The sequence below is a fragment of the Amycolatopsis sp. NPDC003861 genome (genome assembly GCF_053605405.1).
In genome coordinates this window covers 1-11,622 of sequence record NZ_JBSGJD010000283.1, presented here as the reverse complement: position 1 = coordinate 11,622, position 11,622 = coordinate 1, and the positions used below count along the sequence as shown (strand labels likewise).

At 72.7% G+C, this 11,622-nt stretch carries 13 protein-coding genes and 1 riboswitch; of the genes, 6 read left to right on the top strand and 7 right to left on the bottom strand.

Annotated features, from left to right (window positions below):
* Window positions 1–31: 31 nt before the first annotated feature.
* Genes sigK through ACWEVN_RS41480 form a run of 3 tightly spaced genes read right to left on the bottom strand, consistent with a single transcriptional unit; the run spans window position 32 to window position 2,635 of the window.
* The gene (sigK, locus tag ACWEVN_RS41490) at window positions 32–646 is read right to left on the bottom strand and encodes an ECF RNA polymerase sigma factor SigK (RefSeq protein WP_449684184.1); all 615 of its coding nucleotides are present in this window, start codon (window positions 644–646) and stop codon (window positions 32–34) included.
* On the bottom strand, window positions 639–1,373 hold the full coding sequence (locus ACWEVN_RS41485; RefSeq protein ID WP_449684188.1) for a DUF1365 domain-containing protein: 735 nt from the start codon (window positions 1,371–1,373) through the stop codon (window positions 639–641). The genes sigK and ACWEVN_RS41485 overlap by 8 nt, the downstream gene beginning before the upstream one ends.
* Complete coding sequence (locus ACWEVN_RS41480) at window positions 1,367–2,635, bottom strand: NAD(P)/FAD-dependent oxidoreductase (protein ID WP_452054933.1); 1,269 nt, start codon at window positions 2,633–2,635, stop codon at window positions 1,367–1,369. Before ACWEVN_RS41480 ends, ACWEVN_RS41485 begins: the two co-directional genes overlap by 7 nt.
* Before the next feature lie 82 nt (window positions 2,636–2,717).
* On the opposite strand from ACWEVN_RS41480, the gene ACWEVN_RS41475 reads away from it, so the two are divergent.
* Together ACWEVN_RS41475 and ACWEVN_RS41470 are read left to right on the top strand one after the other, a co-directional pair.
* The gene (locus tag ACWEVN_RS41475; protein ID WP_449684182.1) at window positions 2,718–3,980 is read left to right on the top strand and encodes a class I SAM-dependent methyltransferase; all 1,263 of its coding nucleotides are present in this window, start codon (window positions 2,718–2,720) and stop codon (window positions 3,978–3,980) included.
* Window positions 3,981–3,982: 2 nt separating this feature from the next.
* The gene (locus ACWEVN_RS41470) at window positions 3,983–4,744 is read left to right on the top strand and encodes a DUF1295 domain-containing protein (protein ID WP_452054932.1); all 762 of its coding nucleotides are present in this window, start codon (window positions 3,983–3,985) and stop codon (window positions 4,742–4,744) included.
* On the opposite strand, the gene ACWEVN_RS41465 is transcribed toward ACWEVN_RS41470, so the two are convergent.
* The gene (locus tag ACWEVN_RS41465) at window positions 4,731–5,237 is read right to left on the bottom strand and encodes a DinB family protein (protein WP_449677678.1); all 507 of its coding nucleotides are present in this window, start codon (window positions 5,235–5,237) and stop codon (window positions 4,731–4,733) included. The two genes, ACWEVN_RS41470 and ACWEVN_RS41465, sit on opposite strands and share 14 nt — an antisense overlap.
* 74 nt (window positions 5,238–5,311) lie before the next feature.
* Here ACWEVN_RS41465 and ACWEVN_RS41460 point away from each other — a divergent pair, with 74 nt between their 5' ends.
* Both ACWEVN_RS41460 and ACWEVN_RS41455 read left to right on the top strand, forming a co-directional pair.
* Window positions 5,312–5,755: a MarR family winged helix-turn-helix transcriptional regulator gene (locus ACWEVN_RS41460; RefSeq protein ID WP_449684179.1), complete on the top strand. Its 444-nt coding sequence runs from the start codon at window positions 5,312–5,314 to the stop codon at window positions 5,753–5,755.
* 9 nt (window positions 5,756–5,764) lie between these two features.
* Window positions 5,765–6,199 carry an OsmC family peroxiredoxin gene (locus tag ACWEVN_RS41455; protein ID WP_449684178.1) on the top strand — a complete coding sequence of 145 codons (435 nt, stop codon included), beginning with the start codon at window positions 5,765–5,767 and terminating at the stop codon, window positions 6,197–6,199.
* A 54-nt stretch (window positions 6,200–6,253) separates the two neighbouring features.
* Here ACWEVN_RS41455 and ACWEVN_RS41450 read toward each other — a convergent pair whose 3' ends face one another.
* A complete protein-coding gene (locus ACWEVN_RS41450; protein ID WP_452054931.1) occupies window positions 6,254–7,063 on the bottom strand; it encodes an SDR family NAD(P)-dependent oxidoreductase in 810 nt (269 codons plus the stop codon).
* 77 nt (window positions 7,064–7,140) lie between these two features.
* Here ACWEVN_RS41450 and ACWEVN_RS41445 point away from each other — a divergent pair, with 77 nt between their 5' ends.
* Window positions 7,141–7,773: a TetR/AcrR family transcriptional regulator gene (locus ACWEVN_RS41445; RefSeq protein WP_452054930.1), complete on the top strand. Its 633-nt coding sequence runs from the start codon at window positions 7,141–7,143 to the stop codon at window positions 7,771–7,773.
* A 40-nt stretch (window positions 7,774–7,813) separates the two neighbouring features.
* On the opposite strand, the gene ACWEVN_RS41440 is transcribed toward ACWEVN_RS41445, so the two are convergent.
* Together ACWEVN_RS41440 and metE are read right to left on the bottom strand one after the other, a co-directional pair.
* On the bottom strand, window positions 7,814–8,308 hold the full coding sequence (locus ACWEVN_RS41440) for an acyl-CoA thioesterase (RefSeq protein ID WP_449684175.1): 495 nt from the start codon (window positions 8,306–8,308) through the stop codon (window positions 7,814–7,816).
* A complete protein-coding gene (gene metE / locus ACWEVN_RS41435; protein ID WP_452054929.1) occupies window positions 8,305–10,533 on the bottom strand; it encodes a 5-methyltetrahydropteroyltriglutamate--homocysteine S-methyltransferase in 2,229 nt (742 codons plus the stop codon). Before metE ends, ACWEVN_RS41440 begins: the two co-directional genes overlap by 4 nt.
* A 100-nt stretch (window positions 10,534–10,633) precedes the next feature.
* Window positions 10,634–10,855: riboswitch (cobalamin riboswitch) on the bottom strand.
* A gap of 73 nt (window positions 10,856–10,928) precedes the next feature.
* Between metE and ACWEVN_RS41430 the strand changes: the two genes are divergently transcribed.
* Complete coding sequence (locus ACWEVN_RS41430) at window positions 10,929–11,498, top strand: TetR/AcrR family transcriptional regulator (RefSeq protein ID WP_452054928.1); 570 nt, start codon at window positions 10,929–10,931, stop codon at window positions 11,496–11,498.
* Window positions 11,499–11,622 lie beyond the last annotated feature (124 nt).

Genomic DNA, 11,622 nt, shown 5'->3' with positions numbered 1-11,622 from the left:
GCACCGGCCAGGGTGTGCATCTCCGGGGTGCTCAAGCGGTCACCCCCAGGCAGTCCCGCAGGCGGATCAGCCCGTCCCGCAGCCGCGTCTTGATGGTTCCCTGCGGCGTCGACAGCACTTCGGCCACCTCGCGATACGTATAGCCCTGGTAATAGGCGAGCAGCACCGATTCGCGCTGCAGATCGGTCAGGAAGGACAGGCACCGGCGCACCTGGGAGCGTTCGAGCCGCGCGGTGACGGACTCGGCGACCTCGTCGAACGGACGGCCGCGGGCGGCCTCGAAGGTCGCCTTCTGCTCGCGTTCGGTGCTCGCCCGGGCCGAGCGGACCCGGTCGACGGCGCGGCGGTGGGCCAGCGTCATCGCCCAGTTCAGCGCCGAGCCCTTGTCGGGCGCGTACCGGGTCGCGGTGCGCCACAGCTCGACGAGGACTTCCTGGGCGACCTCTTCGGACTGGGCCGCGTCGCGCACGATCCGCCGGACGAGGCCGTAGATGGGGCCCGCGAACTGGTCGTAGAGCAGCTCGAAGGCGCGCTCGTCGCCCTTGGCGACGCGCACCATGAGCTCCTCCGCGGACGGCACAGCCGGACCGGCCGGGACTTCCGAGGGCACGGGCGCCATCCGGCGCGGGCGGGCCGGCTCATCCATGCAGCTGTCCTCCGGCGTTCTGCGGGGTGCGCGGCACGACCGCGGCCTTCCGCAGCCACAGGGCGACGCCGTGGCGGCGGATCAGCGCGGACACCCGCTGCGGGAGCAGCGGCCGGGCCAGCACGAGCCGGGCCAGCCACCGCGGGTTCACCGGGCGGCGAACTCCCCGCAGCGTAGCGACCAGCGGGGTCGAGGTCCCGCGGCGCAACGCCACGGTGAGGTCGAGCAGCGCCTCCGGGCGCGGCAGGCGCATCCGGTACTCGCCGTCCATCTCCTGGAACGGCGAGACGTAGAACTCCTTGGCCGCGCGGGCCCGGCCGGCCTCGTCGGGGTGCAGCAGGTAGGCGTGGCGGCCGCCGTAGGTGTTGTGCACCTCGGCGACCACGCACGCGAGGCGGCCCTGCGCGTCGTGGCACCAGTAGACGCTGATCGGGTTGAACACGTACCCGAGCACGCGGGCGGCGGCGAGCATGACGACCTTCCCGCCGCGCAGGTCGACCCCGCGTTCGGCGAGCCAGGCGTCCAGCTTCTCCCGGATGCCGCGGGGGTCCGTGGCCACGAAGTGGTCGCGGCGGTCGAAGCGGGCGAACGGCCGCAGCCACCACGGCAGCCGCGGGAGGTCGTCCAGGTCGACGCGCCACAGGTAGACGCGGTGGGCGAACGCGTGCGGCGGGTCGATCCGCCGCACGTGCGCGACCGTGGCGTCGTAGAGCGCGTTCGTCACCAGGTCACCCCCAGGCTTTCCGCGGCGCGGGCGCCCGAGGAGCAGCCGTCCTCGTGGAAGCCCCAGCCGTGGTAGGCGCCCGCGTAGGCGAGCACGCCGTCGTTGAGCTCGGGCAGCCGTCGTTGCGCGGCAACGGATTCCGGCGTGTAGACCGGGTGCTCGTACCGCATCCGCGCGACGACGTGGTCCTCGCCGGGGCCGTCGCCGGGGTTGAGCGTGACGACGTACCCGGTCGGCTCGTCGAGCCGCATCAGGCGGTTCATGTCGTAGCTGACCTGGACCGCGCCGGTGGGCGCGCCGCAGACGGGCGCGCGGTAGTTCCACCCGGCCCGGGCGTCGGGCAGGGTGGGCAGGACGCTCGTGTCCGTGTGCAGCCAGGCCTCGTTCTCGGAGTACCGGAACGCGCCGAGCACCTCGCGCTCGGCGGCGGTCGGGTCGGCCAGCAGGGCGAGCGCCTGGTCGGCGTGGGTGGCGACGACGACCTTGTCGACCCGGTGCGGCGTGTCGGCGTCGTCGCGGATCTCGACGCCGCTGCCGGTCCGCAGCACCGACCGCACCGGCGTCGACAGGTGCACGGCGGTGAGCTGCTTCGCCGCGAGCTCGACGTACTCGCGCGAGCCGCCTGCGACGGTCCGCCAGGCCGGCGAGTTCTTCACCGTGAGCATGCCGTGGTTGCGGAGGAACTCGAACAGGTACCGCGCGGGGTACCGGAGGGTGTCGGCGCGGTCGGCCGACCACACCGTCGAGACCAGCGGCAGCATGAAGTGGTCGACGAAGTACCGGGTGTAGCCGCCGATGGCGAGGAACGCGCCGAGCGTGACGTCGCCGGCGTCCGGGGCGGCCAGCAGCCGCTTCGCGTGCCGGTGGAACCGCTTCACCTCGGCCAGCATCCGCAGGTAGCGGGCGCGGAGGGCGTTGCCGCGCTGGGCGAACAGCCCGGGCAGGCCCTTGGCGCCGGCGTACTGGAGGCCGCAGCCGTCGCAGCGGATGCTCATCGACATCTCGGTGTCGCGGGTGCGCACGCCCAGCTCGCCGAAGAGTTTCAGCAGGGTCGGGTAGGTGCGCTCGTTGTGGACGATGAAGCCGGAGTCCACGCCGACGGTGCCGCCGTGGGTGCTGGGCACGTCGTGCGTGTGCGCGTGCCCACCCAGGCGGTCGTCGGCCTCGAACAGCAGAACTTCGTACTTGCGCTGCAGCAGGTATGCGGCGGTCAGTCCGGCCACCCCGCTGCCGATGACGCCGATGCGTTCTCCCGTGATCTCCACACCGGTCCTTCGGGACCGCGGCCCGGCCGGATTGCCGGGCCGGCCGACCAATCCACCGGGGCGGGCGGTGCGAATCCCGGCTATGCCGCACACCACCGCGCACCAGTTAGCCTCGTTCGCCGCGAAACTCCTCGGCGGCCCGCTCCCCGTGGGCCTGCGGACCTGGGACGGCACGCGCGCCGGCCCGGAGGACGCACCGACGGTCGTGCTCCGCAACCGCCGCGCCCTGCGCCGCCTGCTCTACGCGCCCGGCGAGCTGGGGCTCGCGCGCGCCTACGTCACCGGCGACCTCGACGTCGAAGGCGATCTGGCCGACGGCTTCCGCCGGATCTGGGCCCTGACCCGCTCGGGGGAGCTCAACCGGGCGAAGCTGGGGCCGCGGGAGTGGGCCGACGCCGTCAAGCTGGCCGCGCGGCTCGGCGTCGCCGGGCTGCCGCCGAAGCCGCCCGCCGAAGAGGCGCGGCTGTCCGGGAAACTGCACAGCCTGCTGCGCGACCGCTCCGCCATCGCCCACCACTACGACCTCAGCAACGCCTTCTACCAGCTGCTGATGGACGAGTCGATGGCGTACTCGTGCGCGTACTTCACCTCCGAATCGCAGAGTCTCGAACAGGCCCAGCACGACAAGCTGGAGCTGATCTGCCGCAAGCTGGGGCTGCGGCCGGGCATGCGGCTGCTGGACGTCGGCTGCGGCTGGGGCTCGCTGCTCGTCCACGCGGCCAAGCACCACGGCGTCGAAGCCGTCGGCGTCACGCTCTCGGCCGAGCAGCTGCAGCACATCCGCGGCCGGCTCGCCCAGCACGACCTCGAAGACCGCGTCGAGGTGCGGCGGCAGGACTACCGGGAGCTGCCGGACGGGCCGTTCGACGCCGTCGCGTCGATCGAGATGGGCGAACACGTCGGCGAGGTCAACTACCCGGCGTACGCGGCGACGCTGCACCGGATGGTGAAGCCGGGCGGGCGCGTGCTGCTGCAGCAGATGTCGCGCGGGAACGTCGCCCCCGGCGGCGGCGCGTTCATCGAGCGCTACATCGCGCCGGACATGACCATGCGGCCGGTCGGGCGGACCATCGACCACCTGGAGACCGCGGGCCTCGAGGTGCGGGACGTGCACGCGCTGCGCGAGCACTACGTCTGGACGGTCCGGGCCTGGGCCGCCACCCTGGAGGAGAACTGGGCCGACGTCGTCGCGCTCATCGGCGAGACGGGCGCGCGGGTCTGGCGGCTGTACCTGGTGGGCGGGGCGCTGGCGTTCGAGGAGAACCGGATGGGCGTGGACCAGATCCTGGCCGTGCGGCCCGGCGAGCACGGCCGCAGCGGCCTGCCGGCGACGCGGGAGTGGTGACGATGCCCCAGCTGCTCGTCACGGCCGCCGTCACCCTGCTGGCGGTAGCGGTGACCTTCGGGGTCGCGCGGGCGCGCAAGCGCTACGACACGATCGACACCTTCTGGGGGCTCGGGTTCGCGCTCGTCGCGATCGCCGCCTTCCCGTTCGGCGACGGCCCGCTCTCGCTGCGGCTCGTGGTGGTGCTCCTGACGGTCGTCTGGGGCGTGCGGCTTTCGGTGCACCTGCACCTGCGCAACCACAAGCTGCCGGAGGACCCGCGGTACGCGCGGATGGGCCACGGGCCGCTGAAGATGTTCCTGCGCGTGTACCTGTTCCAAGCCGTGGTGCTGTACTTCGTGTCGCTGCCGGTGCAGTTCGCGGTGGACGGCACCGGGATCGGCGTGCTCGGCTGGCTCGGGATCGTGGTGTGGCTGGTCGGGTTCGCGTTCGAGACGATCGGCGACGACCAGCTGCGCCGGTTCAAGGCCGACCCGGCCAACCGCGGCCGCGTGCTGGACACGGGGTTGTGGCGCTACACCCGGCACCCGAACTACTTCGGCGACGCGTGCGTGTGGTGGGGCCTCTACCTCCTGGCGTGCTCGACGTGGCCGGGCGCGGCGACCGTCCTCTCCCCCGTCGCGATGACGTTCACCCTGGCCCGCGGGACGGGGAAACCGTTGCTGGAGAAGGGCATGGCCCGCACGCGCCCGGCGTACGCGCACTACGTCGAGCGGACCAGCGGCTTCTTCCCGTTGCCGCCGAAGAAGGTCACTCCCCGGTGAGGCCGTCGGTGAGCTCGCGCAGCACGTCGAGGTGCCCGACGTGCCGCGCGGTCTCCTCGATCATGTGCGCGACGACCCAGCGGACGTTGAAGGTTTCGGCCTTGTGCGTCACTTCGTCGTCGAGCCCGTGCTTCGCGACGATCTCGCGGCTGCGGGCGCACTGCTTCTCGTAGTCCGCGAGGAGCTGCTCCACCGGCACGCCGGGCGGGATCCGGAACTCCGCGTCCGGATCCTGCTCGAGCTTCTCCTCCCAGGTGTCCTCCTCGCCGTCGACGACCACGCCGAACCAGAACCACTCGTTGAGCGTGAGGTGGGCGACGAGTCCGGCGACGGTCATCAGCTCGCTGGGCAGGTGCACCTGGCGGGACTGCGCTTCGGTGAGACCGCCGGCCTTCCAGGCGACCGTGGCGCGGTGGTGGTCGAGCAGGCCGGTGAGGACTTCGCGTTCGCCGCCGGTGAGCGGCGCCTCGGGGCGCTTGGGTCGTTCGGTCATGGACGGGACTCTGCCAGAGGGGTCCGACAGTCATTACCTTGCGCACGATGTAATCGTGGGCTAGGTTTACGGACGTGCCAGACGAATTCCGCCTCGACGAGCAGGCCTGTTTCGCGCTGTACGCGGCATCGCGAGCCGTGACCGACGCGTACCGGCCGCTGCTCGGCGAGCTGGATCTCACCTATCCGCAGTACCTCGTGCTGCTGGTGCTGTGGGAGTCCGACGCCCGGCCGGTCAAGGAGATCGGCGAGGCGCTGCACCTGGACTACGGCACGCTTTCCCCGCTGCTCAAGCGGCTCGAGGCCAACGGGCTGGTGACGCGGACACGGCTGCCCGCGGACGAACGCACGGTGGTGGTCAGCCTGACCGAGCAGGGCCGGGCGGTGCGGACGCGCGCCGCCGGTGTCCCCTCGGCGATCGGCTGCGCACTGGGCCTCGAGGACGACGAGCGGCGGGAACTGATCAAGACCCTGCGGCGGCTGACGGCGTCGGCCACCGCGTACGCACCCGAGCACTGAGGAGGCTTTATGCCCAGCCGTGACGCCACCACCCACTGGGTCGGCGGACTGAACAGCGGGAAGGGCGAGGTCACGCTGGACTCGTCCAACGCCGGCACGTTCGCGGTCTCGTTCCCGACCCGCGCGGGCAACCCGGACGGCCAGACGAGCCCCGAGGAGCTCATCGCGGCGGCGCACTCGTCCTGCCTGGCGATGAACCTCTCGGGCGTCCTGGAGGCCCAGAAGCTCACGGCGGACTCGATCGACGTGAGCGCGGAGGTCACCCTCGGCCCGGCGCAGGGCGGCGGCTTCGAGATCAGCGGCATCGCGATCACCCTGCGGGCGTCGATCCCGGGCGTGACGGCGGAGCAGTTCGCGGAGTACGCCGAGACGGCCGAGAAGACCTGCCCGGTGTCGAAGGCCCTCGCCGGCACCACGATCACCATGGACGCGGCACTCGCCTGATCCCCCGGTGAACGGCCCCTCGCCCGGTCCGGGTGAGGGGCCGTCCGTTCACGCTCAGCCCCGGCCGAACGCCGCCAGCGCAAGGGGTTCCCACTTGCGCCACCCCTCCAGCCGGTCCCGGTACTCGGCCTCCACCGCCGCGAACGACTTGCCGAAGAACATCCGGTGCGGCGGGTTTTCCGTGTCCGCCAGCTCCAGCATCGGCTCGCGGGTCGCCCGCGGGTCGCCGAGGTCCCACTCGATCCGGGTCGCCTCGCGCACCGCGTCGTAGGCCGGGTCCGGTTCGCTCTGCCGGACGCTGCCCCCGCCGAAGTCCGTGCGGTACGGGCCCGGCTCCAGGCAGATCACGTCGATCCCGAAGGCCGCGACCTCCTGCCGCAGGGACTCCGAAAGGCCCTCCACCGCCCACTTCGACGCGTGGTAGGCGCCGATACCGGGGAACGCCCGGATCCCGCCTTCGCTGGTGACCTGGATGATCCGGCCCCGCCCCTGCCGGCGCATGATCGGCAGGGCCGCCTGGGTCAGCCAGAGCGTGCCGAAGAAGTTCGTCTCGAGCTCCGCCCGGACCTCCTCCTCGGTCAGTTCCTCGACCATCCCGAAGTGCCCGTAACCGGCGTTGTTGACCAGCACGTCCAGCGATCCGAACGCCGCCGCCGCGCGCTCGACCGCGTCGACGGCGGCCGCACGGTCGGTGACGTCCAGCCGCAGCGGCAGCAGGGCGTCGCCGTACGTCTCGACCAGCGGACGCAGGCTGTCGACGTCCCGCGCGGTGGCCGCGACCCGGTCGCCGCGGGCGAGCGCCGCTTCGGTCCACTCGCGGCCGAAGCCCTTGGAAGTCCCGGTGATGAGCCAGTTCTTCGTCATGACACGCCTCCATTTCTACATCGCAAGCTAATAGTAGCATGGACTGCATTAATACCGTCGATGCTAAGGTGGCGGGCATGATCGCGAGTGACGGCCGCCGTGAGCGCAAGAAGGCCCAGACGCGGGCCCGGATCCAGGACGCGGCCCTGGACCTCTTCGCGAGCCAGGGCTACCGCGAGACGACGATCGCGCAGATCGCCGCGCGCGCCGACGTCGCGACCCGCACGGTCACGCTGCACTTCCCGGCCAAGGACGACCTGCTGTTCGCCGACGACCCGTTCACCCCGGAGTCCCTCGATGCGCGCCTGCGCGACCGCAAGCCGCGGAGCACCCTCGACGTGGTCCGCGACTGGATGCACGCGACCATGCGCGAGCTCGACGAGCGCGACCGCGAGTCCGGCGTGGACCCCGCGCACATCTGGCAGCGCCGCGCCCTGCGCGCCGACCTCCTCCTGGCCGACGACGACCTCCGCGGCCGCGCCCGGGCCGGCTACCGCGACCTCGAACTCCCGATCGCCGCGGCCCTCGGCGCCGACCTCGGCCTCCCGGCCGACGCCCTGCTCCCCCGGCTCACCGCCGTCACCGTGGTCGCCGGCCTCCGGGAGATCTACGTGACCCGCGAGGGCCGGGCGCGGACGAGCGATCTCGGCGGCCTCGTCGACGACGTGCTCGCCTTCGCCGAGGCAGGCCTCCGCGCCACTCCGGCGTGAAGCCGGTGTGCGGGACTCCCGGCCCCGCACACCGGCCTGCTCAGGCGACCGTGCGCGACGCGGTGATCGCCGCCCGCCGGGCGAGCCGGTGGGTCCGGCGGATCCCCGCCTCGGCGTACCGGCGGCGATCCTCGTCCGTCTCCGGCACCACCGGCGGCACCACCCGCGGCCGGCCGTCTTCGTCGACCGCGACCAGCACCAGGTAGGCCGAAGCCACGTGCACCGGCGGCACCGAGCGGTCCCAGCGGTCGGCCGTGGCGCGCACGCCGATCTCCATCGACGTCGAGCCGGCCCAGTTGACCTGGGCGTGCAGGTGCAGCACATCCCCGACCCGAACCGGCACGCGGAACACCATCTCGTCGACCGACGCGGTCACCGACGCGCCTTCCGAATGCCGGGCCGAGACGACCCCGGCCAGCGAGTCGGCCAGCTTCATCAGCACCCCGCCGTGCACGGTGCCCATGAGGTTCGTGTCGTGGTCGTCCATGATCTGCGACAGCGTCAGCCGCGACGCCGACGCCGGCTTGCCCCTCACGCGAGCCCCGCCCGGACCTCGCGCACGGCCGCGACCAGGTTCCCGAGCGCCGGGGCGACCTCGCCGTAGCCGCGGGTCTTCAGCCCGCAGTCCGGGTTGACCCACAACCGGTCCGGGGGCACCGCGGCGAGCGCGGTCCGCAGCAGGGTGCCGATCTCCCCCGCGTCCGGGACGCGCGGGGAGTGGATGTCGTACACCCCCGGCCCGACCCCGCGGCCGAACCCGGCCAGGCCCGCGACCACCTCCATCTTCGAGCGGGCCGCTTCGATGCTGGTGACGTCGGCGTCGAGGGCGTCGATCGCGGACAGCACCTCGCCGAACTCGGAGTAGCACAGGTGGGTGTGGATCTGGGTGGCCGCGCCGGCCCCCGAGGTCGCCAGCCGGAACGCCGCCACGGCCCAGCGCAGGTACTCCTCGTGCCCGGACCGGCGCAGCGGCAGCAGCTCGCGCAGCGCCGGTTCGTCGACCTGGACGATCCGGATGCCCGCCGCTTCGAGGTCGCGGACCTCGTCTCGGACGGCGAGCGCCACCTGCCGCGCGGTGTCGGCCAGGGGTTGGTCGTCGCGGACGAACGACCACGCGAGGATCGTCACCGGGCCGGTCAGCATGCCCTTGACCGGCTTGGCCGTCAGGCTCTGGGCGTAGCGGGCCCAGGGCACCGTCATCGGCGCCGGGCGCGAGACGTCGCCGTGGAGGATCGGCGGGCGGACGCAGCGCGAGCCGTAGGACTGCACCCAGCCGTGCGCGGTCGCGGCGAACCCGGCCAGCTGCTCGGCGAAGTACTGCACCATGTCGTTGCGCTCGGGTTCGCCGTGCACCAGCACGTCGAGCCCGAGGTCCTCCTGCAGCCGCACCACGCGTTCGATCTCGGCGCGCATCGCGGCCTCGTACGCGGCGTCGTCGAGCGTGCCCGCCTTGTGCGCGGCGCGGGCTTTGCGGACCGCGGTGGTCTGCGGAAACGACCCGATCGTCGTGGTCGGCAGCGGCGGCAGCCCGAGCGCGGCCTGCTGGGCTTGCGCGCGCTCGGCGTACGGCGGCCGGGCGGTGGTGTCCGGCGTCCCGGGGCCGCCGCCCGCCGCCGCACGGTCGGCGACCGCCTGCCGCGCCGGGGCGAGATCGACCTCTTCGCCGCGCAGCGCCCGGCCGAGCAGCACGAGCTCGTCGACCTTCTGCCGGGCGAAGGCGAGCCGGCCCTTGAGCCGCGGCGGCAGCCCGTGCTCGCGCTCGACGTCGTAAGGCACGTGCAGCAGCGAGCACGACGTCGTCACGCTGACCGACTTCGCCACGCCGAGCAGCGTGGCGGCCCGGGCGAGCGCACGGTCCGGGTCGGTCCGCCAGACGTTCCGGCCGTCGACGACCCCGGCCAGGACCTCCTTGTCCCGCAACGCCGGTTCGGCACCGACGGCGTCCACAAAGGACTCGTCGCTGACCAGGTCGACGGCGAGCGCCTCGATCGGCGCGCGGGCGAGCACGCCGAGCGCGCGCCCGAGCCGGCCGTAGGAGCCGGTGACCAGGATCTTCGGCCGGGCGGTCTCCTTGCCGAGCCGGTGGTAGGCGCGGATCAGGGCGTTCAGCTCGGCCTCGGTCCGGTCCGCGGCGAAGGCGGGTTCGTCGAGCTGCACCCATTCGGCGCCCGCCTCGTGCAGCCGGCGCAGCAGGTCGACGTACCGCGGCAGCAGCGTGTCGAGCAGGTCGAGCGGCCGGAAGCCCTCGGTCGTGGACTTGGCCAGCAGCAGGAAGGTGACCGGCCCGACCAGCACCGGCCGGGTTGCGAGGCCGAGCGCCCGGGCCTCGAGGTACTCGTCGAGCGGCTTGGTCCCGGCCGGGGTGAACGCGGTGTCGGGGCCGAGTTCCGGGACGAGGTAGTGGTAGTTCGTGTCGAACCACTTGGTCATCTCCAGCGCCGGCGCGTCCTGGACCCCGCGCGCGGCGGCGAAGGAGGTGTCCAGCGGCGGCAGGCCGAGCCCGGTGAACCGCCCGGGCAGCACGCCGAACAGCTCGGCGGTGTCGAGCACGTGGTCGTAGTGCGAGAACGTGTTGGACGGGATCGAGTCCAGCCCGGCCGCCGCCAAGGCGCGCCAAGTTCGTTCCCGCAGGTCACGGCCGGTTTCCAGCAGCGTGTCCCGGTCGATGTCGTGCGCCCAGTAGCGTTCCAGGGCGCGCTTGAGTTCCCGGTCCGGGCCGATCCGGGGGTAGCCCAGCACGGTGGTGCCGATGTCGGTCACAGCTCTCTCCTCGCGAGCTCGCTCTCGGAGAGTCCGAGCGCGCGCGAAGAGCCGCGGTTCGGTCGTGCCCATCCCGCGAGGCCCGGACTCACGCACGCCGTCGGCGCGCGTACCACGGGCAGGTCTTCGGACTCGTGGGCGCCGAGCTCAGGTCTACCGGCCGTCGCTTCCCGGACTCGCGTCCAGTGCTGGACCACTCGCGTGGTGACGGCTTTCGTTCCCACATACCGCTGCGGGGCAGTCCCGGATTCACACCGGGTTCCCTGTTGCCTCGCCCGCGCACGTCTCCGGGTGCGGGCGAACCAGTGGCAGCTCGAGCCTAGCGCTTCCCGATCACCGTGTCGCGGGTAAACCGATCGGTGTCATTCCCGCACGAACCGGGCTAACCTCACGACATGACCCCCGACCCGAAACCCACCTCCCGGGAACGGCTGCTCGAAGCCGCGGCCACTCTCACCTACCGGGACGGCGTCGGCATCGGGGTCGAGGCGCTGTGCCAGGCCGCGGGCGTGTCGAAGCGATCCCTCTACCAGCTGTTCGAAAGCAAGGACGAACTCCTCGCCGCCAGCCTGAAGGAAGGCGCGGCCGCCTTCGTGGCCGGCCTGCTCCCGCCGGCCGGCGACGACCGCGGGCCCCGCGACCGGATCCTGCACGTCTTCACACAGCTGGAAGGCCAAGCGCGGACCCCCGGGTTCCACGGCTGCCGGTACCTGGCCGCGCAGATCGAGCTCAAGGACCAGCGCCACCCCGCCAGCCGGGTGGCGCGGCGGATCAAGCGGAACCTGCTGGGCTTCTTCCGCCGGCAGGCCGAGCAGGGCGGGGCCGCCGACCCGGACCTGCTGGCCCGGCAGCTCCTCGTGGTCTTCGACGGCGCCGGCGCGCGGGCCGGGATCGGCGTCGACGACCTGAAGGGGCTCGTCGTCCCGACCGTGACGACCCTGCTCGACGCCGCCGGCGTGCGCTGACCCGCGTCACTCCGGGGGCGCCCAGCCGCCGGTGACCTCCTTGACCGGCTTGTGCGGGAACCGCCGCCGCGCATACTCCTGCGCGCGGGAATCCGGGAGCACGTACAGCGTCTCCCGCTTGTCC

Excerpts from the sequence above, each read along its gene's own strand:
- sigK (WP_449684184.1), bottom strand. The coding sequence starts at position 646 with ATGGATGAGCCGGCCCGCCCGCGCCGGATGGCGCCCGTGCCCTCGGAA.
- ACWEVN_RS41475 (WP_449684182.1), top strand. The coding sequence starts at position 2,718 with ATGCCGCACACCACCGCGCACCAGTTAGCCTCGTTCGCCGCGAAACTC.
- ACWEVN_RS41470 (WP_452054932.1), top strand. The coding sequence starts at position 3,983 with ATGCCCCAGCTGCTCGTCACGGCCGCCGTCACCCTGCTGGCGGTAGCG.
- ACWEVN_RS41465 (WP_449677678.1), bottom strand. The coding sequence starts at position 5,237 with ATGACCGAACGACCCAAGCGCCCCGAGGCGCCGCTCACCGGCGGCGAA.
- ACWEVN_RS41455 (WP_449684178.1), top strand. The coding sequence starts at position 5,765 with ATGCCCAGCCGTGACGCCACCACCCACTGGGTCGGCGGACTGAACAGC.
- ACWEVN_RS41450 (WP_452054931.1), bottom strand. The coding sequence starts at position 7,063 with ATGACGAAGAACTGGCTCATCACCGGGACTTCCAAGGGCTTCGGCCGC.
- ACWEVN_RS41445 (WP_452054930.1), top strand. The coding sequence starts at position 7,141 with ATGATCGCGAGTGACGGCCGCCGTGAGCGCAAGAAGGCCCAGACGCGG.
- ACWEVN_RS41430 (WP_452054928.1), top strand. The coding sequence starts at position 10,929 with ATGACCCCCGACCCGAAACCCACCTCCCGGGAACGGCTGCTCGAAGCC.